The 23,741-nt window shown below is 73.3% G+C and carries 27 protein-coding genes; 14 read left to right on the top strand and 13 right to left on the bottom strand.

From position 1 onward, the window contains the following. Positions 1-6 precede the first annotated feature (6 nt). From ACZ6S8_RS33585 to ACZ6S8_RS33555, 7 genes are all read left to right on the top strand, one after another. Complete coding sequence (locus tag ACZ6S8_RS33585; protein WP_469461400.1) at positions 7-630, top strand: ATP-binding protein; 624 nt, start codon at positions 7-9, stop codon at positions 628-630. 31 nt (positions 631-661) lie between these two features. Further along, entirely contained in the window at positions 662-907 is a 246-nt protein-coding gene (locus ACZ6S8_RS33580; protein WP_469461399.1) for a hypothetical protein, read from the top strand. Between the two features lie 188 nt (positions 908-1,095). Next, entirely contained in the window at positions 1,096-2,319 is a 1,224-nt protein-coding gene (locus ACZ6S8_RS33575; RefSeq protein ID WP_469461398.1) for an ALF repeat-containing protein, read from the top strand. Between the two features lie 344 nt (positions 2,320-2,663). Beyond that, a complete protein-coding gene (locus tag ACZ6S8_RS33570; protein WP_469461397.1) occupies positions 2,664-3,206 on the top strand; it encodes a hypothetical protein in 543 nt (180 codons plus the stop codon). Positions 3,207-3,226: 20 nt separating this feature from the next. Continuing rightward, complete coding sequence (locus ACZ6S8_RS33565) at positions 3,227-4,444, top strand: sensor histidine kinase (RefSeq protein ID WP_469461395.1); 1,218 nt, start codon at positions 3,227-3,229, stop codon at positions 4,442-4,444. Further along, the gene (locus ACZ6S8_RS33560) at positions 4,441-5,109 is read left to right on the top strand and encodes a response regulator (protein WP_469461393.1); all 669 of its coding nucleotides are present in this window, start codon (positions 4,441-4,443) and stop codon (positions 5,107-5,109) included. The genes ACZ6S8_RS33565 and ACZ6S8_RS33560 overlap by 4 nt, the downstream gene beginning before the upstream one ends. A 286-nt stretch (positions 5,110-5,395) precedes the next feature. After that, positions 5,396-5,977 (top strand): TMEM165/GDT1 family protein, encoded by a 582-nt coding sequence (locus tag ACZ6S8_RS33555; protein ID WP_469461392.1) that lies wholly within the window; start codon positions 5,396-5,398, stop codon positions 5,975-5,977. Positions 5,978-6,033: 56 nt separating this feature from the next. On the opposite strand, the gene ACZ6S8_RS33550 is transcribed toward ACZ6S8_RS33555, so the two are convergent. Next, positions 6,034-6,654 carry a hypothetical protein gene (locus ACZ6S8_RS33550; RefSeq protein WP_469461390.1) on the bottom strand — a complete coding sequence of 207 codons (621 nt, stop codon included), beginning with the start codon at positions 6,652-6,654 and terminating at the stop codon, positions 6,034-6,036. A 204-nt stretch (positions 6,655-6,858) separates the two neighbouring features. On the opposite strand from ACZ6S8_RS33550, the gene ACZ6S8_RS33545 reads away from it, so the two are divergent. Further along, the gene (locus tag ACZ6S8_RS33545) at positions 6,859-7,467 is read left to right on the top strand and encodes a GOLPH3/VPS74 family protein (protein ID WP_469461389.1); all 609 of its coding nucleotides are present in this window, start codon (positions 6,859-6,861) and stop codon (positions 7,465-7,467) included. Positions 7,468-7,513: 46 nt separating this feature from the next. On the opposite strand, the gene ACZ6S8_RS33540 is transcribed toward ACZ6S8_RS33545, so the two are convergent. After that, positions 7,514-7,822 carry an SCO0607 family lipoprotein gene (locus tag ACZ6S8_RS33540; protein ID WP_469461388.1) on the bottom strand — a complete coding sequence of 103 codons (309 nt, stop codon included), beginning with the start codon at positions 7,820-7,822 and terminating at the stop codon, positions 7,514-7,516. A gap of 103 nt (positions 7,823-7,925) precedes the next feature. On the opposite strand from ACZ6S8_RS33540, the gene ACZ6S8_RS33535 reads away from it, so the two are divergent. The 5 genes from ACZ6S8_RS33535 to ACZ6S8_RS33515 all read left to right on the top strand — a co-directional run bounded on the left by ACZ6S8_RS33535 (position 7,926) and on the right by ACZ6S8_RS33515 (position 11,499). Beyond that, entirely contained in the window at positions 7,926-8,417 is a 492-nt protein-coding gene (locus ACZ6S8_RS33535; RefSeq protein WP_469461386.1) for a hypothetical protein, read from the top strand. A 316-nt stretch (positions 8,418-8,733) separates the two neighbouring features. Next, entirely contained in the window at positions 8,734-9,873 is a 1,140-nt protein-coding gene (locus tag ACZ6S8_RS33530) for an EcsC family protein (RefSeq protein ID WP_469461385.1), read from the top strand. Positions 9,874-10,254: 381 nt separating this feature from the next. After that, positions 10,255-10,584: an STAS domain-containing protein gene (locus ACZ6S8_RS33525; RefSeq protein WP_469461384.1), complete on the top strand. Its 330-nt coding sequence runs from the start codon at positions 10,255-10,257 to the stop codon at positions 10,582-10,584. Positions 10,585-10,909: 325 nt separating this feature from the next. Next, positions 10,910-11,164, top strand: a complete 255-nt coding sequence (locus ACZ6S8_RS33520; RefSeq protein ID WP_469461382.1) for a hypothetical protein — start codon at positions 10,910-10,912, stop codon at positions 11,162-11,164. Positions 11,165-11,307: 143 nt separating this feature from the next. Continuing rightward, positions 11,308-11,499, top strand: a complete 192-nt coding sequence (locus ACZ6S8_RS33515) for a DUF4236 domain-containing protein (RefSeq protein WP_383805880.1) — start codon at positions 11,308-11,310, stop codon at positions 11,497-11,499. A 108-nt stretch (positions 11,500-11,607) separates the two neighbouring features. On the opposite strand, the gene ACZ6S8_RS33510 is transcribed toward ACZ6S8_RS33515, so the two are convergent. Genes ACZ6S8_RS33510 through ACZ6S8_RS33495 form a run of 4 tightly spaced genes read right to left on the bottom strand, consistent with a single transcriptional unit; the run spans position 11,608 to position 15,757 of the window. After that, positions 11,608-12,657: an ABC transporter substrate-binding protein gene (locus ACZ6S8_RS33510; protein ID WP_469461381.1), complete on the bottom strand. Its 1,050-nt coding sequence runs from the start codon at positions 12,655-12,657 to the stop codon at positions 11,608-11,610. 12 nt (positions 12,658-12,669) lie between these two features. Continuing rightward, entirely contained in the window at positions 12,670-13,557 is an 888-nt protein-coding gene (locus tag ACZ6S8_RS33505; RefSeq protein WP_469461380.1) for an ABC transporter ATP-binding protein, read from the bottom strand. Continuing rightward, positions 13,554-14,702 carry a FecCD family ABC transporter permease gene (locus ACZ6S8_RS33500; protein ID WP_469461378.1) on the bottom strand — a complete coding sequence of 383 codons (1,149 nt, stop codon included), beginning with the start codon at positions 14,700-14,702 and terminating at the stop codon, positions 13,554-13,556. Before ACZ6S8_RS33500 ends, ACZ6S8_RS33505 begins: the two co-directional genes overlap by 4 nt. A 5-nt stretch (positions 14,703-14,707) precedes the next feature. Continuing rightward, entirely contained in the window at positions 14,708-15,757 is a 1,050-nt protein-coding gene (locus ACZ6S8_RS33495; protein WP_469461377.1) for a FecCD family ABC transporter permease, read from the bottom strand. Positions 15,758-15,895: 138 nt separating this feature from the next. Between ACZ6S8_RS33495 and ACZ6S8_RS33490 the strand changes: the two genes are divergently transcribed. Then, on the top strand, positions 15,896-16,669 hold the full coding sequence (locus ACZ6S8_RS33490; protein ID WP_469461375.1) for a helix-turn-helix transcriptional regulator: 774 nt from the start codon (positions 15,896-15,898) through the stop codon (positions 16,667-16,669). A gap of 74 nt (positions 16,670-16,743) precedes the next feature. Here ACZ6S8_RS33490 and ACZ6S8_RS33485 read toward each other — a convergent pair whose 3' ends face one another. From ACZ6S8_RS33485 to ACZ6S8_RS33455, 7 genes are all read right to left on the bottom strand, one after another. Continuing rightward, a complete protein-coding gene (locus ACZ6S8_RS33485) occupies positions 16,744-17,193 on the bottom strand; it encodes a DoxX family protein (protein WP_469461374.1) in 450 nt (149 codons plus the stop codon). A gap of 48 nt (positions 17,194-17,241) precedes the next feature. Next, a complete protein-coding gene (locus tag ACZ6S8_RS33480; RefSeq protein ID WP_469461373.1) occupies positions 17,242-17,913 on the bottom strand; it encodes a 4'-phosphopantetheinyl transferase family protein in 672 nt (223 codons plus the stop codon). Positions 17,914-17,990: 77 nt separating this feature from the next. Next, a complete protein-coding gene (locus tag ACZ6S8_RS33475; protein WP_469461371.1) occupies positions 17,991-18,623 on the bottom strand; it encodes an isochorismatase family protein in 633 nt (210 codons plus the stop codon). 12 nt (positions 18,624-18,635) lie between these two features. After that, positions 18,636-20,342, bottom strand: a complete 1,707-nt coding sequence (locus tag ACZ6S8_RS33470; RefSeq protein ID WP_469461370.1) for a (2,3-dihydroxybenzoyl)adenylate synthase — start codon at positions 20,340-20,342, stop codon at positions 18,636-18,638. Next, positions 20,339-21,544, bottom strand: coding sequence for an isochorismate synthase DhbC (dhbC, locus tag ACZ6S8_RS33465; protein ID WP_469461369.1), 1,206 nt, complete (start codon positions 21,542-21,544; stop codon positions 20,339-20,341). Before dhbC ends, ACZ6S8_RS33470 begins: the two co-directional genes overlap by 4 nt. A gap of 157 nt (positions 21,545-21,701) precedes the next feature. After that, a complete protein-coding gene (locus tag ACZ6S8_RS33460; protein ID WP_469461367.1) occupies positions 21,702-22,583 on the bottom strand; it encodes a 2,3-dihydro-2,3-dihydroxybenzoate dehydrogenase in 882 nt (293 codons plus the stop codon). 53 nt (positions 22,584-22,636) lie between these two features. Continuing rightward, the gene (locus ACZ6S8_RS33455) at positions 22,637-23,512 is read right to left on the bottom strand and encodes a siderophore-interacting protein (protein WP_469461366.1); all 876 of its coding nucleotides are present in this window, start codon (positions 23,510-23,512) and stop codon (positions 22,637-22,639) included. Positions 23,513-23,741: the final 229 nt, after the last annotated feature.

Below are 23,741 nucleotides of genomic sequence, written 5' to 3'. Positions count from 1 at the left end.
TGCCCGATGGACGTATCGCGGGCCTGGGCCAACACGACGCACGACTGGTCCGCCGGCGTTGATCTCGATCATCTGGCACTCATCCGGGAGAGCCCCTCGGAGTTCGCTCCGGACGGACCGTGGCACCTCGTCCTCGAAGTGCTCGCCTATGCCGCCGACGAAGCGTCACACAGGGGTGGCGGACGCTGTGTCGTCGTCCTCCATTCCGACGGCTCGCTGTCCGTTCGTGATGACGGACGGGGCACTGACACCCGTGTGGACGAGCACGGCCGGATCGTGAAGAAGCCGGTCATGGCCACGAAGGATCTCCGGTTCTTCGACTTCCCCGGGGCGGAGGTGCTTCCCGACGGGCGTCCTCGGCGCGGCATGTCCGTGGTCGCGGGGCTCAGCGAGTGGCTCGCCCACACCAACCGCCGTCTCGACGGGGCCTGGACGCAGCGCTACGCACACGGCGTCCCCGTCACCGATCTCGAACCCGTCGAGGGCGACGGAACGACCGGCACGCTGGTCCGTTTCCGGCCGGACGACCGTGTGGGTTCGGTGGCCGCGCCGACGCCCGGCATCCTTACGCGCGTGGCCACGACCTGGCCGCACCTGGAGGTTCGGATCGACGACCGACGCGATGACTGACGGACACCCGGTCGGACAGAGGAGTGGGAACGTGAAGCAGACCTTGTTCGAAGAGGTGTTCCGCAGGAGACCGCACCCGGCGCTGCGTCTGCTGGGCAACCTGGCGCTCTGTGCGGTCCAGTGCGTCTTCGTCGTCGCCGTCGTCGCCCACTTCCACAGCCCGTGGCGGTGGCTTGCCGTCCCGCTGGGGCTCTGGGCGATGCTGGCCGATGCCCGGGGCGTGGTCCTGGCGGTGCGCGACCTTCGGGGGCGGGACGGCGCCCCGGCGCCTGAGTGAGACCACCGGCGCCGACCGGCCACCTCGGCCATGCCGCATCCCAGGCACCCCGACCGGCGATCGCGCGCAGGCCGAGCGGGGCCCGGTCGGCGGGCCGCGCCCGGTCCCGATTCCGATGGTCCGTACAACCATTGGCGCCGCCGGCGAGTCTCGTGGCCGTAAGAACATTTTTCCAGGGGGTTTTGTCTGTGAAGTTGTCCCGAATCGCCGCGGCGGTCACCACTGCTGCGCTGGCTCCGGTGGTCCTCATCGCGTCGCCGGCCTTCGCCGCCGGACAGGAGTCCGCCGCGACCACCCACCCGACCGCTCCGACCGCACCCGACCAGGCGGCGCCGGACGAGGCCGCGAAGGGCCAGGCCGCCAAGGAGCAGGCCGCCGCCAAGGAGCAGGCCGCCCAAGACCCGGTGGAGCAGGACCGAAAGACCATCCTCGCGATCATCGCCGACCCGATGGCCAGCGAGTACATGAAGGAAGCCGGACGCAAGGCCATCGCCGACGGCCCCGCGGCCATGCGCAAGTTCATCGAGACCGACCAGCACAAGATCCGCCTCGACGACTACCGGGTGCTGATCACCCGGCTGCTGAACGACGCCGGTCCCGGTCTGAAGGAAGGCGTCAACAAGCTCTTCGACAACGAGCGGACGACGCTGGAGCAGCTGCGCCACTTCTACGAGGTCACCCAGCACGAGCTGCGCGACGACGACAACAAGGTCGACATCTCCCGGCTGATCTCCACCGGCGGCCCCGGAGTGAGGGAAGCGGGCAAGAAGGCGCTCAAGGGCACTCCCGCCGACCGGATCGCCTTCCTGAAGACGGGACGGTACCTCGCGCAGGCCTCGGACGACCGGGTCGAGCTCGCACGGATCGACGAGGGCTGGGACGGCGTCATCCTGAGTGAGGCGATCGGCAAGCTCCTCAACGGGTCCTCGACCCCGGCCGAGCTGCGCCGCTTCCTCGAGGTGACCCAGTACGAGCTGCGTGACCAGGACAACCGCGTCGCGATCGCCCGGATCATCGACGGCGGGGGAGCGGAACTGGTCAAGGCCGGCCGCGCCGCGCTGGCGGGAACCGCCGCCGACCGCACCGAGTTCCTGAAGACGGGCCAGCACGAGGCGCGCGCCAAGGACAAGCAGACCCAGCAGGAGAACGACAAGAGCAAGGACCAGCAGAACCAGAACAACTCCGGCACGGGCAACGGAACGACGGGCACGGGCACGACGGGCACGGGCGCGGGTACCGGCTCCGGCTCCGGCAACACCACCGGCACCCCCCAGGGCGGCAGCGGTTCCGCCCTCGCCGTCACCGGTGCGGGCGACTCGGCCCTGATCGCGGGCGGTGCGGGTACCGCGCTCGTGGCCGGCGCCGGTCTCCTGCTCGCCGCGCGGATGCGCCGCGCCGCCTCCGGACGCTGACCCGGGGCGGCCCGGAACGGGCGGCCGGTCCTGCCGGCCGCCGTTCCGGGCCGTCGCCGGCCGGCGGTGTCGTCGTCGTGGACGTGCAGCATGAACTCGGCGACCTGTCCGCCGCCGGGAAGCGTCAGGGTGAGCGCACTGTGGATCTGGGTGTGGCAGGCATCGGCTCGGTCCCCGTCCTCCTCGTCGACAGCCCGCCCTTGCGCACTGAAGAGAGGGGACGGAACTCTTCTCGGGGCAGGTGGCCAGTCCGATCCGGGTGCGGGGGCGGCGCCGGGAGTTCCACCCGGGTCTCCACCCCTGGGTGCAGGTGTTCCGGGCCGCCTCACAGCAGGCTTGAGCCCATGACCACCACCACCTGGATCATCGACATCGCGCTCATCCTGATCGTCTTCCGGCAGCTGCGCGAAGGCCCCCTGGGCCCGAAGTCCTACCTCCTGCCCCTGGGCATCGTGACCTTCGTCGGCTTCAGCTACCTCGACGGCATCCCCACCGGCGGCAACGACCTCGTCCTGATCGGCGCCCTCATGGGCGTCGGCGCGGTGCTGGGCGTCGCCGGCGGGATCTTCACCTGGATGCGGCACTCCGACGGGCACGTCCTCATCAAGGCCGGTGCGATATCGGCGGCCCTGTGGGTGCTCGGCATGGGCGCGCGGCTCGGCTTCGAGCTGTGGGTCGACCACGGCGGCGCCGCCTCCGTCGCGCGGTTCAGCACGGACCACCGCATCACGAGCGGCGACGCGTGGGTGGCGGCGCTGGTGCTGATGGCGCTGACCGAGGTCGTGACCCGGCTGGCCACGATCTTCGTACGCAGCCGGATGCTTCCCCCCGCCCAGCCGGTCGGGACCGGGCCGCGGCCCGCCGTCGGCGCGCGTCTCGCGGGCTGACCGTGGGTTATCGTCGCGCCATGCCAGAACGAGGTCCGGACCCGGCAGCCGACGCCGTGGGCGACGCGGCGCATGCGGCAGCCGCGGCGGACACGGCCGCCGCGCCCGAGCCGGAAGACCGCGGCGGCCCCGCCCAGTGGGCGCTGGTGCTCACCCTCGTCGTCGTGGGACTCGTGACGATCCGCCCCATGGGCTTCAGCGGCCGGGGCCTGGCCGTCACCGTCCTGTTCGTGATCAACTGCGCGGTCCTGGCCCTCCGGGTCGTGCCCGCCCACCGCGTGCCCGCGCGCCTCGCTCCCCTCTGGCCCGCCTTCGGCGTCCTCGCGGCGGCCGCACTGATCGCCGCCGCGGAGTCGGGCACGTCGTACCTCTTCGCCTTCTTCCTCGTCGCCCTCATCGGAAGCCGCCTGGACACCGGTCCGGCCCTGGCCCACGCCGCGCTCAGCAGCCTGCTCTGCGGAGGCGTCCTCTACCTGCAGGCCGACCCCGGGGACCGGGCGGTGCCCGCGATCCTCGGCCTGGCCACCGGCGCCGCGGTCCTGGGCGGAATGGCCGGACGCAGCCGCGCCCAGGCCACGCGAGCCGCGATCCGGGCGGCCGAATCCGCGGAGCGGGCGGCGCGGGCCGACGCCCGGACGGCCGCCCTGGCGGAGCGCACCCGCATCGCCCGGGATATCCACGACGTACTCGCCCACTCGCTCGCCGGCATCAACATGCAACTGGAACTGGTCGACGCGCTCATCGACACCGGTGACCTGGAGCGGATCCGGCAGGCCAACGGCACCGCCCACAACCTCGTCAGGGAAAGCCTGAAACAGGCGCAATGGACCGTGCACGCCCTGCGCGAGGACGCCCTGCCCCTGGTGGAGAGCCTGACCGCCATGCTGGAGTCCTCCGGGTACCCCGACGCCCTCACCGTCCAGGGAGAGGCCGGCGCGCTGCCCGCGCGGGTCTCGCAATGCCTGCTCAGGGTCGCGCAGGAGGCCCTGACCAACGCCGCCCGGCACGCTCCGGGCGGGGCGGTTGCCGTACGGCTGGCCTTCGCCGAGGACAAGGTGACCCTGAGCGTGCGCAACGGGCCCGCCACCCTGCCGGTGACGGCCGGCGCCGGCAGCGGCCTGGGACTCCTCGGCATGCGCGAACGCACCGCCCTGCTGGACGGCACCGTCACCACGGGCCCCCGTACGGCCGGGCCGGACATCGGGGGCTGGCAGGTGGAAGCGGTGGTACCCCGATGAGCGAGCCCACCGCAGAGCTGCGACCCGTCCGGGTCGTCGTCGCCGACGACCAGGCCGCGGTGCGCGAACCCCTCGCGGCCGTCCTGGCCCTCCTGCCGGACATCGAGGTCGTAGCGGCCGTCGCGGACGGGCACGAGGCACTGGCGGCCGTGGCCGCCGGATCCGTGGACGTCGTACTGATGGACCTGCGGATGCCGGGCATGGACGGGACCGAGGCGACCCGGCGACTGAGTGCGGCACACCCCGACGTGGCCGTGGTCGTCCTGACCACGTTCGCCGACGACGAGTCGATCATGGCCGCGCTGAGCGCCGGAGCGCGCGGCTACCTGACCAAGAACGCGGGGCGCCAGGACATCGCCCGGGCGATCCGCGCCGCCGCCGCGGGACAGTCGGTGCTCGACCTCGCCGTTCAGGCCCGCCTCCTGTCCGCCGCCCGCGCGCCACGGCCCGAGCCCGCGCCCGTAGACCTGCCGGGCAACCTCACGCTGCGCGAACGCGAGGTGCTCGGCCTCATCGGCCAGGGCCTCCCGAACCGCGCCATCGCCGAACGGCTCTTCATCAGCGAGGCCACGGTCAAGACCCACATCAACAACCTCTTCGCCAAGGCCGGCCTCCGGGACCGGGCCGAAGCGGTGCGCCTCGCCATGGGGGCCGGCCTGGCCTGACTCCCCGCAGTGGCCCCTGCCGGCCGGGGCCCGTGGGGTGGTGGGGTTAGAATGGTCGGCAGCGAAGGGGAGTAGTCCTGTAATACCGCTGGTCGACACGCTGGATGTCCTTGGCATCCCGGCCACCGGGCCCCGCATTCTGGGGTGGACGAGACCTTCGGCTACGGCATGACCAGGCCCGCATCGCCATGCGGGCTGATTCGTCGTGCCGGGCCGAGTGGTTCTTCCCGTCGCCCGCCCGGGTGCAGAAGGAGCTGGCGGCCCGGCCCCAGCAGAGAGACCCGGAATGACCTTCGACCCCGTGGCGATCCTGACCGCCTTTGGTCTGATCTTCCTCGCCGAGCTCCCCGACAAGACCATGTTCGCCTCGCTGGCCATGGGCACGCGGATGCGCCCCCTGTACGTGTGGTTCGGCACGTCGACCGCGTTCATCGTGCACGTCGTCATCGCGGTGAGCGCGGGCAGCCTGCTCGGCCTGCTGCCGAACATGGCCGTCAAGCTGGTGTCCGCCGCCCTGTTCGCCTTCGGTGCGTTCGTCCTGCTCCGCAGCGGGGACGACGACGGGGAAGACGCGGACAGCAAGACCGTGACGGGCTTCTGGCCCGTCTACACGACCGCGTTCATGGCCGTCTTCATCAGCGAGTGGGGTGACCTGACGCAGATCACCACCGCCAACCTCGCCGCCGCCAACGGATGGCTGCCCACCGCGATCGGCTCGGCCGCGGCCCTCATGTCCGTCTCCGCGCTCGCTCTGGTCGCGGGGCAGTTCATCGCCAAGAAGGTGCCGCTGAAGACCGTCCAGCGCGTCGGCGCCGTCTGCATGGCGGGCCTCGCCGTCTGGACCCTCGTCGAGGCCTTCACCGGCTGACCGGCCGTGCCCGCCGCCGTGACCGGGGCGGGCCGGGCGCTGCGGCGGGCGTCCCCTCAGAAGGGGTACTCCGCGCAGGTCCCGCCCCCGAAGCAGTGGGTGGCGTGGTGGCGCATCCGGGATCCGTACACCGGATCCCGGACCAGGGCCGTGTACGTGGGGAACTCCAGCGACAGGACGCCCGCGGTGTCGGCCAGGTAGACGTCGAACCCCGGATACATCAGACCCACGAACGGCAGGTCGTCGAAATCGAGCGCGAGGACGGGGTACTCGCCCTCCCCGTCCGGTTCGGTGACGGCCAGCACCCGGCTGGAGTCCGATCCGCCGGGCAGCAGGAAGCACTCGGGGAACCGCTCGGCGAACGGCGCGAAGTCCGGGGCCCAGGGCGGGGCGATCTCCTCGGCCACCAGCCGGTCGAGGGGCCGGGGCGAGAGACTGCCGTCCGGGGCGAACCAGCCGTGCCGCTCCAGCAGGCTGGTGTCGTACGCCAGCCACGTGCGCAGGCTCGGCGACAGCGGACGGCCGGACGGGAACGCGGCCCGCGCCCGTGCCGTCGCGTCCATCGGCCGGGGGACACCGCCGGTCACCCAGGGCACGTGCCGGTACTCCAGCGCGGACGCTCCGGGGGTGCGCCGCACCCGTTCCACGACCTGTTCCGTCAGCACCGCTCCCTGCATGCGCAGGACCGTAACACCCGCCGGGAGGGAGCCGGCGGGCGACCGTTCGCACGGGTCGCACCGGGCCGGGAACTGGAGCCCGGTGCCCGTTCGCCCCGGTCCGTCGGCGGCGTGTGGTTAGCTGGCGTTCAGGAGCGGCCTGTGACCCGCGCCACCCCGGCCCCGGGACGCCGGTCCGGCCGACGACGGACGAGGGAGTCGCACATGACCACGGCGAAAGACCTGTTCAGCCTTGCCATGGAACCCCGCCCGGAGGGTGCCGTGGGTCAGGGCGACCTGTCCCTGTCCCTCGCGGGCGCCGAACTGATCGATCTCCTGGCCGCGCGGGCCGTCGCCCTGGACGGAGATCTCGTCGTACCGGACGCGCGGCCGGCGCCGGAGGACCGGTTGCTCGCCGCGGCGGACTCGGCGCTGGTCCGGCAGGTGCCGTACGAGCGCGTCGAGGACTGGCTGTGGCGGCGGGGCCGCGAGCTGTCCGCGGCCTACCAGGCCGCGTTCGAGGAGGACGGCCTGCTGACGCGGGCCCGGCGGGGGCGCCTGCCGTTCGGGACCGAGCGCATGGAGCTCGTCGACACCCCCGGCCGCAGCCGGGCGCGGAGCCGCTGGGAGGGGGAGGAGCCGGTGCTCGTGGCCCTCGCGGAGGCCGTCGGCATCGGCCGCGACACCTCCGACGACGAGGCGGCCTGGGACGGCGGCGAGGCGGTGACGACGGTGCTGGCCGCCGTCAACGACGCGGTGATGGAACTGGAAGCGGTGCGCCAGCGGCGGACCATCGAGAACGCGGCCTTCGCCAACGTCTGGCGGATCCCCTGAACCGCGGGCTCCCCGGCGCGTCGAGCGCGGGGAGCCCGGCAGGGGGCTACCGGGGGGCCGGGGCGTCGACGGTGTTGCCCTCGGCGTCGAGGGTGTGGGTGCGCCAGTACACGTCCCAGGTGTCGTCGACGTGCTTCGGTACCTTGCCGTCGGGGTACCGCGTGTAGCCCTCGGGCGGCGGCTTCCCGTTCGTGACGCAGGCGGAACCGGTGTCCCCGACCGTCATGACGGGGTACTCCCCGCCACGGCAGACGGCGTCCTTCATCGAGCACCCGGCCAAGGCCGCGGCGAGCGCCGCGACGGCGAAGAGGGCGCCGATGCCGCCGTGGTGACGGCGCGTACGGAATGTGGTCATGTCAGCCTCCTGTCGTCCGAGGGCGTGTGCCCCGGTGCGGGATCCGGATGCGCGTGCCGGGGGCCGCGCAGTCACGGTACTGTCACGGGCCCTCCCGGCCGCGGTGGTTCCTGGCAGCATCGGCACGACCGATTCCCTGGGGGGTTCCATGCGCTTCCGCGCCCGCTTATTCACACGCGCCGCCACCGCTGCCGCCGGCGCGCTGCTGCTCGCCGGGTGCGGCTCGACCCCGGCCGAGGAACTGGAGGACTGGTGGTCGTCCGGGGGCGAGAGCAGCGTGAAGGCACTCTCCGATGCGTCGAGCGGGGTCAGCAGCGCGTACCCGGGCCCGACGGACAGTCAGAAGGCAGCCTGCGAAAAGCTGTTGGCCGCGGTGGCGAAGGCGAAGAAGCTGGACGCCATCCCGAGCGACAACGCCCGGGACTTCTGGACGGAAGCGCTGAGCAAGTTCGAGCACGGGGGCAGTGAATGCGTCGCGGGGATCGCCAAGAACCACCAGCCCCAGACGGGAGAGGGCATCCGCGAGGTGCTGAGCGGCATCAGCCGGCTGGCCTCCGCCGTGTCCATGATCAGGAACGACCTCGACGCCAAGTGACCCGTGCGGGCCGGGGGCAGGGGGCCAGGGCCGGGCTCCCGGCCGGCCCCGGCCAAGGCCACGGTCGCGGCCGGCGCCACAGCCACACCAACGAAGCCGAGATGAGACTCCGCGAACTCGGCTTCCGGATCTTCGTCACCCGGCTGTACGACTCCGCCGGGCAGCCCGTGACCCTCACGAACGCCCAGACCACGGGCGCCAAGCCCTGACCCCGCGGCCCGAGCGGGCGGTACGCGGCGCAGCAACTCCGTTGTGCACAGGGGGCGATGGGATCGTTCGGCCGCGGTGCGGAGGTCTTGGCCATTACCATCACGGCGTGGCTACTCCCTCGGATTACGAGCTCTCGGCATGGCGTGACACCCAACGGTTCAAGGGTCGCCCGCTGTCGCGCGCGATCAGGAACGCCGGCGACCACGTGGCCGGCGGCGCCGCGGAACTCGGCAGGCGTGCCACGAAGTACCTGGAGAACCACCCGCGGGCGCAGTCGGCGGTCGCACGCGGGCAGGGACTGGCGGCCAAGGGCGCGCACAAGGTCGGCGCCGGGGCTCGCGGAGCCGCCGACGCCCTCCCCGACTGGAGCGGTACTGCCTTCCAGTCCGTACGCAAGACGGTGGGACGGGTCTCACGGGCCGGACTCTCCTCCAAGCGGGTGGTGGCGCTCCACGTGAAGCGCGGGCACGAGGTGGCATCGCTGTCCGACCTGCGCCGCCTCGACCTCGAGCAGATCGACGCCGTCCGCGGGCGAGCGGCGAGCTGGTACTACCCGGCCGGCGCGGCGCTCTCGGGAGCGGGCGCCGGGCTCGTCATCTCCGGAGGGCAGCTCGTCACCGCCGCCTCCGCGGGCGCGGCGGCGGCGCCCTCGGGAGGTGCGATCGTCGGCGCCTTCGCCGTCGACGCGGCGGTCGTGCTCGGGCTGGCCTCCCGGTCCGTCGGCCAGGTGTCGCTGCTCTACGGCTACGACCCCGAGGAGCCCGCCGAGAAGCTCTTCGTGATGTCCGTCGTCAACGCGGGGACGGCCGTGTCGGCCGGCGCCAAGAACGCCGCCATGGCCGACATCTCGCGGCTGACCCAAGCACTCGTGCGGGGCAAGTCGTGGGACGTCCTGAACGGGTCGGTGGTCGCCACCGTCTCCGCGCGGTTCGCGAAGGCGTTCGGCTTCCGCCTGACCAAGAAGGGACTGGGCAAGGCGGTGCCCGCCTTCGGGATCCTCGTGGGAGGCACCCTCAACTGGAGCACGCTGGAGGAGATCGTCGACGCTGCCGACATGGCGTACCGGCGGCGGTTCCTCCTGGAGAAGTACCCGCACCTCGGCGACGAGGAGGCCCCCGGACCGTCCTCCGATGCCGACCCGGACGACCCTGACGGCCCGGGCGACCCGGATGTTCCGGAGGACGCCGACGAGGCGATCAGCCTGCTCGGCGAGCTCGCCGAGGCGGGCGGCCCCGACCTCCGCTGACCACCCCGGTGCGGGACCGTCGGCCCCCGTGGGGTCGAGCCGACCGGGCGCCGATGGGGGGCCGGGGTGTGCGGCCCCCGTCGCGGCCCTGTTGGCCAAGGCCGCACACCCTCGTCTGCGGAACCTACCCGGGCCCGGCGCGGCGGTGACGGCCGGGTACACACCTTCCGGTGATCTCCGGGAGAAGTCTCCCGGCCCGGCGCCGGCCTGCACCACCATGATCGGCCCGTGATGTCCGCCCTCCGCCCGCCGGCCGGGTACGCACCGCCGGAACGCGGGACCCCCGCGGGATCACGGTCCGGTACCTCTGGGGCTCCCGTTGTACGAAGCGCGCCGCGGAAGGGGGAGAATGGGCAGGTCAATGGTGGGAGGGAGTAGGCGATGGAGCAGCAAGTACGGGTCGAGCCGGACGTCGACGGGGTCCGGGTCATCGTGTGTGCGGGGGAGTTCGACCAGGACACCCTGGAGCCCTTCCGGGCGCTGGGTGCGGCCGCGGCCGCCGATCCCGGCGTCCGCCGCATCGTCCTCGACCTCCGCGAGGTCTCCTTCGCGGACTCCTCCATGCTCAACCAGATGCTGATGCTGCTGCGCACCGGTCGTCTGGTCCTGGCGGGACCCGTGCCGCACCAGCTCGACCGGCTGCTGCTCCTCACGCAGGCCCGGGACCTGTTCACGATCGCGGACGGAGTCGAGGCGGCCCGCGCCCTGTAGGCCGTGCGCCGGGCCGGGGTGCGGGCCCGGGCCGAGCCTCCCGCCACGCGGACCGGAACGCTCTACTCCTACCCGGGGACGGGCGCCGCGGCCTTCGGCTCCCGGGTCGTGCTCGGCGCCAACTGGTAGGCGCGCAGCGGCCCTTGTCCGATCGCTCCACCTGCGGGAACGGGCACGGAACCGGTGACGTCCCAGAGGCCGGGCGGCGGCCGCGGCCCGGACCCGGCCCGGCACCCCACCGGGCTCACACCCACCCGGACGCGTAGGAGAGGATGGCCTCCTGAGCGGTCCGACGGGGAGAGGGGCGGGTGGGCAGGTGGGCACGGTGGACGACCGGGTGTACTGCGGCGACGAAGGACACTGGGTCCGGCCGACCCCGGGCCGGGTGTACGTGAGGCTGACGGGCGGTCCTCTCGACGGCCAGCTCCTCGACGTCACCAACCTGCCCGACCAGGAGCGGGTGGAGGGCGTGCTCCTCGCCACCGACCGCGGCCTCTTCGGCCCCGGCGGGCGGGCGCTGTACAGCCCCTCCCCGACCGAACCCGACGAGCGGTTCGTCTGGGACGGCGACACCCCCTGACCGTCCTCCGGGCGGAAGGCGGGCGCAGGGAGCGGAAGACGGGTGCATGGAACGGCCGGCGCGGGACACACGTATGCCAACTGGCCCGCACACAGGAACAGTCGGGCCCGCCCGACCCACGCGCACCGAGGGAGCGAGACGTCATGCCGCTGACATTCCGCAAGAGCTTCAGGATCCTGCCCGGCGTCCGGCTGAACATCAACCGCAAGTCGTGGTCGATCACCACCGGCGGCGGCAAGCACGGCCCGCGCCACACGCACAGCAGCACCGGCCGCCGCACCACCTCGATGGACCTGCCGGGCCCCTTCGGCTGGCGCAAGACCACCCGCGGCTGACCCGCGCGGTGCGCGCCGCGTCCTCGGACGCCCCGCCGTTCGGCCCATGCGGACGGGCCCGCCTCCCCAGGGAGGCGGGCCCGTCCGCATGGGCGCGGTGCGCGGTGCCTACTGGCCGGCGACGGCCTTGGCGAGGAGCGGGGTGAGCTGCTCGACGACCCACGAGGCGCTCAGCGGGTCCGGGTAGGCGATGGCGGACGACAGCGAGTTGTCCGAGGGGATCACCGTGAAGTGCTTGCCCTTCACCGCGTTCAGCGACTGGAACAGCTTGTTCGACTCCAGGTCCTTCGCGCTGATCACACCGCGGTCACCGAAGGGGTAGGTGACGAGCAGGACGTCGGCGTCGAGCTGGTCGAGGTTCTCCAGGCTGACGCCGTTCTTGTCCGGCGCGTAGTTCTTCGCCTTGTCCGTCTTGGCGAAGCCGAGCTTCTCGAAGACGCCCGGGTCCTGGTCGGCGTAGGACATGAAGCTGACCTGCTCCGGGTGGACCACCGCGTAGGTGTACGTCTTGCCCTTGAACTCGGGGTGCGCGGCCGCGGCGTCGGTCGTGGCCTTCTCGTTCGCGGCGATGACCTCGTCCGCCTTGGCGCTCAGGCCGAGGGCCTTCGCGGCGGTCTTCAGCCGGTCCTGCCAGGTGAGGGTGTCGGCGTGGGCCTTGTCGCTGAAGGTGACGACCGGCGCGATCGGCTGGAGCTTCGCGTAGTCGGCGTCCATCTCCCAGGTGTTCATGCCGAGGATCACGTCGGGGGCCTCGGCGGCGATGGCCTCGTAGGCGGTGCCGTCGGTGTCGTCGTACGTCTTCAGCTTGGCCCCGCCGAGCTTGTCGAGGGCACGCTGCTTGTACTCGGGGACCGGGCTGCCGTCCTCGACGTCCGGGGTGATCACCGGGACGATGCCGAGGGCCAGCGCGATGGCGGTGTCGCCGTCGGAGACGGTCGCGACCTTCACGGGCTTCTTCTTGACCTCGGTCTTGCCCCACGCGTTGGTGAGCGAGACGGGGAAGCCGGCGGACGCCTCGGCGCCGGCGGCGGCCGCCTTGTCCTTCGTCGCGGCGGCGTCGTCGCTGCACGAGGTGAGCAGGCCGAGGCAGGCGGCGGCCGCGACGGCGGCGGCGAGGGCACGGGCCGGGCGGCGGCGCTGTCTGATCAGGACGGACATGGTGGTTCTCTCCTATGCGGGGGTACGACGGCCCAGGGGGAAGATCTGGGGCCGCTGGGAGCGGGGATGGGGGACGACGAGGCAGTCCAGGCCGAAGACGTCGGCCACGGTCCGCTCGGTGAGCACCTCTTCGGGGGTGCCCTGGCACACGATCCGCCCGTCGCGCATCGCGACGATCGTCGAGGCGTACAGGGCTGCCTGGTTGAGGTCGTGGGACACCAGCACGATCGTCTTGCCGGCCTGCTCGTTGAGGTCGGCGAGGAGGTCCATGACCTCGATCTGGTGCGCGATGTCCAAGTAGGTGGTGGGCTCGTCCAGGAGCAGGGTCGGGGTGTCCTGGGCGAGCGCGAGGGCGATCCACACGCGCTGGCGCTGGCCACCGGAGAGCTGGTCGACCGGGCGGTCGATCAGCTCGGCCGTGCCGGTCGCCGTGAGGGCGTCCGCGATGACCTCGTCGTCGGTGGCGGTGCGCCGCTGTCCGAACTGGCGGTGCGGGTGGCGGCCGCGCCAGACGAGATCTCCGACGGTGATGGACTCGGGGGCGATCGGCGACTGCGGCAGGATGCCCAGCCGGCGGGCCACCTCGCGGGTGGGCAGGGCGTGGATGTCCTGGCCCTCCAGGAGGACCGAGCCGGCCGCGACGGGCAGCAGCCGGGCCACCGACTTCAACAGGGTCGACTTGCCGCAGGCGTTGGGGCCGACGAGCGCCGTGATCCGGCCGGGCTCGATCCCCAGGGACAGGCCCTCGATGATCGGCTTGCGGTCGTAGCCGGCGGTGATGCCGCGGGCTTCCAGCCGGAACGGGGCGTCCGGCGCGGTGTCCGTTGCGGCGACCGGTGCGGTGTCCGTTGCCGTGTCCGTTGCCGTGTCCGGGGTGGAGAGTACGGGACGTGCGCTCATGCGGTGGCTCCTTGCCTGCGCCGGAGGATCAGCCAGACGAAGTAGGGGGCGCCCAGCAGCGCCGTGAGGACGCCCGTCGGCACCGGGCTGATCAGGGGGCCGTGCTGCGCGAGGACATCGGCGCCGAGGACGATGACCGCGCCGATCGGCACGGCGAGGGCGACGGACCGGTCGGCTCCGACCAGCCGGACCGCGATCGGCCCGCTGATCAGCGACACGAAGCCGATCGGGCCGGTGACGCTGGTGGCCAGGGCCGCGGCCCCGGCGCCGAGCAGCAGGGTCGCGGTGCGGGCGGCGCCCACCCGGGTGCCGAGCCCCTGGGCGAGCTGGTCGCCGAGGGCCATGCTGCCCAGCGAGCGGTCCAGGAGCACCGTACAGATCCCGCACACGGCGAGGGCGCCCGCGAGGAGGGACACCCCTTCCCAGGTGGCGTCGTTGACGCTGCCGATCAGCCAGCGCATCACCTGGGTGATGCTGTGCTGGCCGGCGACCGTGAACAGGTAGTTGACGTAGGCGGTGCACACGGCGCTCATGCCGATGCCCACGAGCACCAGCCGGTACGTGTCCACCTGCCCGCGGCGCCGGCTCATGGCGAGCACCACGGCGACGAGGGCGAACGCCCCGCCGACGGCGGCCATCGGAACCCCGAAGGGCACCGCGGGGGCGAACAGCAGCATGGTCGTGGCGCCGGCTCCCGCGCCGGCGGAGATGCCGACGATGTCGGGGGTCGCCAACGGGTTGCGGATGAGCCGCTGGTACAGCGCTCCGGAGAGGCCGAAGAGGGCTCCGGCGAGCAGCGCCGCCAGGGCGCGCGGCATCCGGATCCGGAAGATCACGTAGTCGGCGAGGCCGGTGCGCAGGCCGAACGCCGCGGGCAGGATGTCACCCGCCGGTATGCGCTTGACCCCGCCGAGGAGCACGGAGGCGACGAGCAGGGCGAGCAGGATCAGGAGGAGCACGCCGGTGACGGTGACCGCGCGGCGGCCCTTGGCCCGGTGGGCGCGGCGCAGCCGGGCCGCCGTGGCGGTCCGGAGCGCGGTCGCGGCCTCGCCGGACACGCGCCGGGCGGTGGGGAGGGCTACGGCGCGGCCCCGTTCGGGGCCGTCCTTCTCCTTGCGGGTCTGCTCTTCACGGGTCTGCGACATGTCACTCACATCCGGACCAGGTCGCGTCGGCGTGCGAGCCACACGAAGAAGGGGGTGCCCACGAGGGCGGTCATCACGGACACCTGGATCTCCCCGTGGTCGATCACCATCCGTCCGGCGGTGTCGGCGCCGACGAGCAGGACGGCTCCGCAGGCCATGGACAGGGGGAGCGACCAGCGGTGGTCGGCGCCCACGAGCATCCGGGCACAGTGCGCGGCGACCAGCCCGACGAACGCCACCGGCCCCACGGCCGCCGTGGCGGCGGCGCACAGCAGTACCGCCACGGCCGCGCTCGCCAGCCGGGCCCGCTCCACGTGGATGCCGAGCCCGCGGGCGGTCTCGTCACCGAGGCTCAGTACGTTCAGGGTGCGGCCGAACGGCAGCGCCAGCAGGAGGCCGACGACCGCGAACGGGGCGATCTGGCCCAGGAACTGGCCGCGGCCGGTGAGCTGGCCGACGGACCAGAAGCGCAGGCTGGCGTACGCCGCCTCGTCGCGGACCACGAGCAGGGTGATGATCGAGGACATCACCGCGGCCATGGCGACACCGGCGAGGACGAGACCGATGGTGGAGCTGCCCGCGTTGGTGCGGGTGCCGATCAGATAGACGAGGGTCGCGGCCACCGCCGAACCGGTCAGGGCCATCCAGAAGTAGCCCTGTACACCTGATATGTCGAGGAAGAGGATGCCGAGTACGACGAACATCGCCGCGCCCTGCTCCACCCCCAGGATGCCCGGGTCGGAGAGCGGATTCATCGTCAGCGCCTGCATCATCAGCCCGGAGGCGCCGAGCGCGGCGCCGACCGCGAGGCCGAGGAAGGTGCGGGGGATCCGCTCCGTCCACAGCACGTCGCTGTTGTAGCCCTCCCCGCCGGGGTGCAGGACGATCCGGACTATCTCCAGCGGGGAGATGTCCCGGGCGCCGAGGCCGATGCTGGCTATGGTCACGGCTGCCACGATCAGGCCGGCCAGCACCAGGACCGTCGCCACGCGCGAGGACCGGGTCCTGGCGGGCACTGGCGCGGGTGGTGCGGTCGGCGAAGCGGATTGCTTCATGGGTCTTCGGGTGCTCCTCATCCGTCCAAGCTGAAAGTTAGGCTAGCCTAACCAAAGCGGGTTCCGGTCCAATGCCGGAGTCGAACCGCTCACAATCAGGGGCCAATACGTCGGCTCCGGCGGTATCGGGAGGGTGTTGTGGCCGAGACGGGCCTGCGGAGCGTGCGTGACGAGGAGACCGGGACGGGCCAGGAGGTCTGGTCCGACGACGAGTTCATCGCCGAAGGGGGACATCCCCTGCACGTGCACGACTTCCACCAGTTCCTCCACGTGCCCGTGGGCGGGATCGTGGTCACCGCCCTGGGCCGGGACTACGAGCTGTCCGCCTCGGTCGCCCTGTGGATCCCGGCGGGCATCCCGCACAGCGCGCGGTTCGGCGCCGACTCGGTCATCGCGGCCGAGGCGTTCGACGCGGAGCTCTTCGCACTGCCGTACGAGGACGTCACCACGATCAACATCACCGACGCCCAGCGCCGGTTGGTCCTCGGCCGGATGCGCAGCACCCGCTGCACGGACGACGACCCCCGGGTCTTCGCCGCGCTCTCCGCCGGGCACCGCAACTGCCTGCCGCTGCCCCAGCCCACCAGCCACACCGCCGGCGCGGTGGCGCGGGAGCTCGCGCGCACGCCCAGCGACCCGCGTACGGCGACGGAGTGGGCGGAGAACCTCTACACGAGTTCGACCAGCCTGCGCCGCGCCTTCCGTGCCGAGACCGGCATGGCCTTCTCCGAGTGGCGCACCCGGCTCCGGCTCAACCACTCGCTGTGCCTGCTGGAGCAGGGTCACCTGGTCAGCGTGGTGGCCGCCCGGGTGGGGTTCGTCAGCACCAACGGCTACATCCTCGCCTTCCGCCGTCACTTCGGTCAGACCCCGGGCGCGTACGTGAAGAGCTCCCTGGCGCGCTCCGCCTGAGGTCCGGGGGTACGCGGACGCCCCGTGCCCGGGGATCCGGGCACGGGGCGGGGCAGGGCGGTGGGGCGTAGGGGTCAGACGGTGGCGGTCTGCGGCTGCTGCTCGGACGCCGTGACGCGGCTGCCGCGGGCCGGCAGCAGGCCGTCCAGGGCGAAGGCGCCCGGGCCGGTGAAGACCAGCAGCAGGAACGCCCAGCAGTACATCGCCGAGGACTCGCCGCCGTTCTGGATGGGCCACAGGGCGTCCGCCTGGTGGGCGGTGAAGTACGCGTACGCCATGGAGCCCGAGGCGACGAAGGCCGCGCTGCGGGTACCGGCGCCGAGCAGGACCAGGGTGCCGCCCACGAGCTGGATGACCGCCGCGTACCAGCCCGGCCAGGCACCGACGGGGACCGTGCCGCCGCCGTGCGCGCCGCCCAGGACGCCGAAGAGCGAGGCGGCGCCGTGGCAGGCGAAGAGGAGTCCGGTGACGATGCGGAAGAGGGCCAGGGCGTAGGGCCGGGCGGTGTTCAGACGTTCCGTCATGGGGAGTTCCTTCGGGTCGGGGACGTAGGGGGTGGCGGGGGAGGACCGTCAGCCGGTCCAGAGCGCCAGGGCCGCGACCAGGCCCGGCGGTACGGGCAGGTCGTACACCTGGTGTTCGGGGTGGAGCGCCGGTTCCGCGGCCGTGCCCACGTACGGCAGCCGTGCGCCGTGGGTCAGGCCCTGCCCGGTGGACTTCAGCACGGATTCCTTGCGCGTCCAGCAGCGGGCGAAGGCGGCGGGGCGGACCTGGCGCGGCAGGGCCAGCAGTTCGGCCCGCTCGTCCTCGTGCAGCGCGGCGGCGGTGTCGTGCACCAGCGCGTCCGGGGGCACGTTCTCCACGTCGACGCCCACCGGCACGGGGGCCACCGCGATCAGGACCAGGTCGCCCGCGCCGGAGAGGGAGAAGTGGACGGGCCGGCCCGGCAGGTACGGCCGCCCGTGCGGGCCCCCGCAGGCGGCGCAGGGCTCCCGGCCGATGACGAGCCGGTCCGGCGGCGTCCCGAGGACCGTGCCGAGCACGTCCCGCAGGCAGACGTGGGCGACCAGGAAGCGGTCGAGGTCCGCGAACCGCCGGAATCCGGCCGCCCGCAGGGACTCGGCCCGGTCCAGCTCGCCCCGGCGGGCCGTGGCCGCCGCCGCGTTCCCGGCCACCGACACGGACCACACCCGGGTCTGCCCGGGCAGGGTCACCGCCAGCGGGACGGGGTGCACCGGCGGCACGTGCGGAACGAGTGGCTCCGGCCCCGTCCGCGCCCCGTGCGACCCCGTCCGCGAACGGCCCCGGGACGGGGCCCGTCTCACAGTGCCGCGCATACCCGGTCGGCCGTGGTCACCACGGCGCAGCGCCCCGCGGCGTACTCCAGGGCCATCCGGTGCTCACGGGCGGAGAAGTCGGCGACCGCGTCCGCGACCAGGAAGGCCTGGATGTCCTGCATCCACGCGTCGCAGGCGGTCATCAGGACGCCGATGTGCGCGTACACGCCGGTGATCACCAGCTGGTCCCGGCCCGCCGCGCGCATCCGCTCCGCGAGGTCGGTCCGGACGAACGCGCTGTACTTCCACTTGGTCAGGACCGTGTCGTCCGGCCCCGGCGCCACCGCGGGGGCGATCGCGGCGGCCTCGGCGTCGTCCGGCAGGCCGGGACCCCAGAAGTCCTGCTGGAGACCGCGCTCGGCCGCGCTCTGGCCGCCCGGCTGCGCGGTGTAGAAGACCGGCACGCCGGCCCGCCCCGCCTCCTTCTTCAGCCGGGCCACCTGCTGGAGCATCCCGGTGACGGGCTGGGCGCCGTCCTCGAAGGCCGACAGGAAGTAGTTCTGCAGGTCGTGCACGAGCAGCACCGCCCGGTCCGGGTCCACGGTCCAGTCGACCCGGTTGGCGGGCAGCTCGTCGGCGGTGGGCAGCGGATAGGGGGCGATCGCGGGCAGGGCCATGGATTCTTCCGTTCAGTGCTGATGGGGCGGGGCGGGGACGGGTACGGGTGCGGAGCCGGCGGGCCGGGGGAGCGGCAGCGGGTCGGCCGCGGTGCGCAGGTCCCGCTTGGAGACCTTGCCCACGCCCGTCTTCGGGAATGCGGCGACGAACTCGACCCGGTCGGGAACCTTGTAGGCGGCCAGGCCGCGCTCGCGCACGAACTTCTTCACCGCCGCGGGCCGCAGCGGCTCGGCGCCCTCGCGCAGGATCACGTACGCGCAGGTGCGCTCGCCGAGGTAGGCGTCGGGCTCGCCGACCACGTTCGCGTCGTGGACGGACGGGTGCGCCAGAATGTGGTTCTCCACCTCCTCCGCCGCGATCTTCTCGCCGCCCCGGTTGATCTGGTCCTTGGCCCGGCCCTCGACCACCAGGTGCCCGGTGGGCGTCACCCGGACGACGTCCCCGGTGCGGTAGAAGCCGTCCGCGGTGAAGGAGCGGGCGTTGTGCTCGGGTGCGTTCCAGTACCCGCGGATGGTGTACGGACCGCGGGTCAGCAGGTGGCCCGGCTCGCCGGCGGGGACCTCGCGGTCCTCGTCGTCCACGACCCGGATCTCGTCGTCGGGGGAGATCGGCCGGCCCTGGGTGGTGACGATCGTCTCCTCGGGGTCGTCGTGACGGGTGTAGTTCACCAGCCCCTCCGCCATCCCGAACACCTGCTGGAGCGTGCACCCCAGGCCGGGCCGCACCCGGCGGGCCGCCTCCTCGCTGAACTTGGCGCCGCCGACGAGCAGCACGTCCAGGCTGCTCAGGTCGCGGTCGGTGTGCGCCGCCGCCTCCGTCCACAGCAGGGCCAGCGGCGGGACCAGGCCGGTGATCGTCACGCCCTCGGACTCGATCAGCGGGAAGGCCGTGTCGGGGACCGGCTGCGGGCACAGCACGACCCGGCCGCCCGCGTACAGGACGCCCAGCGAACCGGGGGACGACAGCGGGAAGTTGTGGGCGGCCGGCAGGGCCACCAGGTAGACCGAGTCCGCGTCCACGCCGCAGATCTCGTTCGAGCCCCACAGCGAGTAGATGTAGTCGTCGTGGGTGCGGGGGATCAGCTTCGGGACGCCGGTGCTGCCGCCGGAGAGCTGGAGGAAGGCCAGGTCCTCGGGGGCGGGCCCGTCGGGCAGGCCGCCCGCCGGCACGTCGACCGGGACCTCGGACAGGGCGGTGAAGTCACCGGGGTCGCCGTCCGCGACGAACACCTCGCGCAGGCCCGGCACTTCGGCGCGCACCTCCGCGGCCAGCCCGCGGTGGTCGAAGCCGCCGTGCACCGCCGGGACCACGTAGGCGACCGCGCCGGTGAAGGAGCAGAAGTACGCGATCTCGGTCCGGCGGTGCGCGGGCAGCGCGAAGACCGGCAGCGCGCCGATCCGGAACAGGGCGAAGACCACCTCGAAGAACTCGGCCGTGTTCGGCAGCTGGACGACGACCCTGTCGCCGGCGCCGATGCCGCGCGCCGTGAATCCGGCGGCCATCCGGTCGGCCCGCACGTCCAGTTCGGCGTACGTCCAGGTGCGGCGCCCGCCGTCCGGGCCGCCGGCCGGGTCGACGAGGGCGATCCGGCCGGGGTGGGCCGAGGCCCGCTCGCGGAGCACGGAGCCGAAGGTCTCGCCGCGCCACCAGCCGGCCTCGCGGTAGCGCTCGGCGAACGCGGCCGGCCAGGGGTGCCAGGCGGGTGCGGGGAGGCTCACAGCCGGGCTCCGACGGCCTGCAGGAAGGTACGGAACTTCGCGGCCGTCTCCGCGGTCTCCGCCTCGGGCTCGGACGCGGAGACGATGCCCGCCCCGGCGTACAGGCGCAGCCGGTTCTCCTCGGCCTCGGCGCAGCGGATCGTGACGACCCACTCGCCGTCGCCGGTGGCGTCCTCCCAGCCGATCATGCCGGTGAAGAAGCCGCGGTCGAAGGGCTCGGTCTCGCGGATGACCCGCCGCGCCACGTCGGTCGGGCTGCCGCAGACCGCGGGAGTCGGGTGCAGGCTGGAGGCGATCTCCAGGGCCGACACGTCGGGCGTCGTGAGCACGCCGGTGACGGTGGTGGACAGGTGCCACATCGTGGCCGTGCGCAGCAGGGTCGGGCGCTCCGGCACCTCCAGCGAGGAGCAGTACGGCGCCATAGCCTGGTGCACCGCGTCGACGACGACGGCGTGCTCGTGCAGGTCCTTGGCGGACTGGAGCAGGGCGGCCGCCCGGCGCACGTCCTCGGCGAGGTCCGCGCTGCGCGGGGTCGAGCCGGCCAGCGGGTTGGATATCAGCCGGTCGCCGCGGCGGGAGAGCAGCAGTTCGGGGCTTGCGCCGAGCAGGTTGCGCCCGGGGGCGGTGGGGAGCGCGAAGGTGTAGCCGGACGGGTCCCGGCGGGCGAGGCGCTGGAGCATGGCGGGTATGTCCAGCGGTCTGTCGGAGGCGAGTTCCAGGGAGCGCGCCAGGACGACCTTGTTGAACTCGCCCTTCCACATGCGGTCCACGGCCGCGGCCACGCCCTTGCCGTAGACGTCGGGCTCGGGGACCGGGGTGATGGACCACTCGGCGGGCGCGGGACCGGCCGAGGGAAGGGCGATCAGCGGGTCCGAGGCGAGCGGAGGACCGCTGCGCAGCGACTCCGGGACCACCAGGGCGGCCGGGGCGTCCGGGTCGAAGGGGATTGCGCCGATCACCATCGGCCACGGGTGCCCGTCCCGGCGGGCCTCGCCGAGGACCGCGGCGACGCGCGCCGCCAGGGGCTCGCCGGAGTGCGGGACCTCCTGCCGCACCCCGTGGGCGAGCAGGGTCCGGGAGGGGGTCGCGAGGAAGCGTGCTCCGGTCCCGTACGCGTCGAGCAGAGCGGTGGCGGCGCCGACGGAGGGGTGCGTCGGAGCGGCCGGTGCGGGGGACGTGGCGACTTGGTGGACCGTCGGCACGGTGACTCCTCTTCAGGGGTGGGGGCAGGTGGGGCAGACGGGGGCGGCCGGGCGGTGGCCGGCTGCGGTGGGCGTGCGGTTGGCGCAGTGATGCGGGTGGTGCGGGTGGAGCGGGTGGTGCGGGTGCCGTGAGGGGAGGACGGGGGCCGCGGCGCGGTCAGCGCAGCGTGGCCCCGCCGTCCACGTAGAGGTCCTGCATGGTGATGTGGCGGGCCTGCTCCGAGGCGAGGAAGACCACGGCGTCCGCGATGTCGGCCGGGTCGGCGATCCGGCCCAGCGGGATCCCGGTGCGGTACGACGCGAGGTCGCCGTCCAGGACCCGGCCGGGAGCGTCCGGGTCGTTCCACAGGCCCCACTGCATCGGGGTGTCGGTGGAGCCGGGAGCCACGACGTTGCAGCGCACGCCGCTGCGGGCGTACTCCAGGCCCAGACACTTGGTGAACATGACGGCGGCCGCCTTGGAGGCGGCGTACGCGGCCATGCCGGTGCGCGGGATCCCGGCGGCGTTGGAGGCGACGGTGACCACGCTGCCGGAGCCGCGCGCCGCCATGCCGGGAACGACCGCGCGGGAGGTCAGGAAGACGCCCTGGACGTTGACGGCGAACGTCGCCGCCCAGTCGTCGTCGGTCAGTTCGGCGACCGGGGCCGCGCGCAGGATCCCGGCCACGTTCACCAGGATGTCGACCGGGCCGAGCTCCCGCTCGACCAGTGCCACGGTCCCGTCGACGGCCGACCGGTCGGTCACGTCGAGCGCATAGGCGCGGACGGTGCCGGTGCCGGTGCCGGCAACGGCACCGGTGTCGCGGGCGGCGCCGCGGCCCGTGTCCGCGTGCGCCGGCCCGGTGGTCTCCGGGTCCAGTTCCGCGGCCAGTTCGGCCACGGCCGGTGCCGAGACGTCGGTCGCGGCCACCGTGGCCCCCAGGCGGAACAGGGCGCGCACGACTGCCTCGCCGATGCCCTGGCCCGCGCCGGTGACGAGCGCGACCTTCCCGGTGAAGCCGCTGGTCCCGGTGTCACCGGAAACCTTGTGGTCGGACATGCCGCCCCCTCCCTTGAATCTTAGGTAAGCCTAACCTAATGGAATGCCGAACGTCACTCCGCGGCAGGCAGGTTCCCCGCGGAACCCTCCGCGCCCTCGTCCTCGTCCTGCGGCGCGTGGTGGTCGAGGTTGACGACGCCGCGCTTCCAGAACCCGTCCACGTCCGTGTAGTCGCGGTCCAGCCGCAGTTCGCGGTGCAGGTAGCGGCGGACCGGCTTGAGCTCCCCGGCCTCCCCCGCGACCCAGATGAAGGGCAGGCCCGGCAGGAACTCCACGCCCCGTACGGCCTTCTCCAGGAAGTCGCCCTCGCCGTGCGCGAGTCCGTCGCGGTGCAGCCAGACGATCTCGGCGTCGGCCCGCGTCCGCAACTCCTCCTCCTCGCCCGCGTCGTCGACCAGGAGGAAGACCTTGGCGGGAACCCCCGCCGGCAGGTCCTCCAGCATCCGGGCGATGGCCGGCAGGGCCGTCTCGTCGCCCGCGAACAGGTACCAGTCGAACTCCCACGGCACGGTGATCGAGCCCCGCGGTCCCGCCACCCCGAGCCGCATCCCCGGCTCGGCCCGCTCCGCCCACCGCGAGGCGACGCCGCGGCCGTGCAGGACGAAGTCCAGGTCCAGTTCACCGGCCGAGGCGTCGTACCGGCGGGTGGTGTAGTCCCGGGACACCGGGAACGGCGGTTCCGTGGGGAACTCCAGGCCGTCGCCGTCGTCCGCCACCCTCGGCAGGACGAGCACCTCCGTACCCGGCTCGGGGAAGAACACCTTGACGTGGTCGGCGGGGGAGCGGTCGACGAAGCCCGCGAGCTCCGGTCCGCCCAGGGTGACGCGGACCATCCGGGGCGTCACCCGGCGCACCCGCAGCACCTCCAGGGTCCGGACGGTGATGTCGTGGTAGACGACGTCGACGGTGGGCCGGGAGCTGTTGGCCATGGAGGTGGTCTCTCTTCCGTGAGGGAGTTCGGGGAGGTGCGGCGGGAGGTGCGGGGGACGGGACCGGGGCGGGCCGGGCCACGACGGGACCGGGGCGGGCCGGGCCAGACGGGACCGGGGGGGGGGGGGGGGGGGGGGGGGGGGGCCCCCCCCCCCCCCCCGGGGGGGCGGGGGGCGCCGGCGCGCGGGCCCGCGCCCCCGCCGCCCCCCGCCGCCGCGCGCGCGGGGC

It is taken from the genome of Streptomyces sp. NPDC048461 (assembly GCF_055587105.1).
The sequence above is the reverse complement of the archived record's forward strand: the minus strand, read 5'-3'. Positions and strand labels throughout refer to the sequence as shown.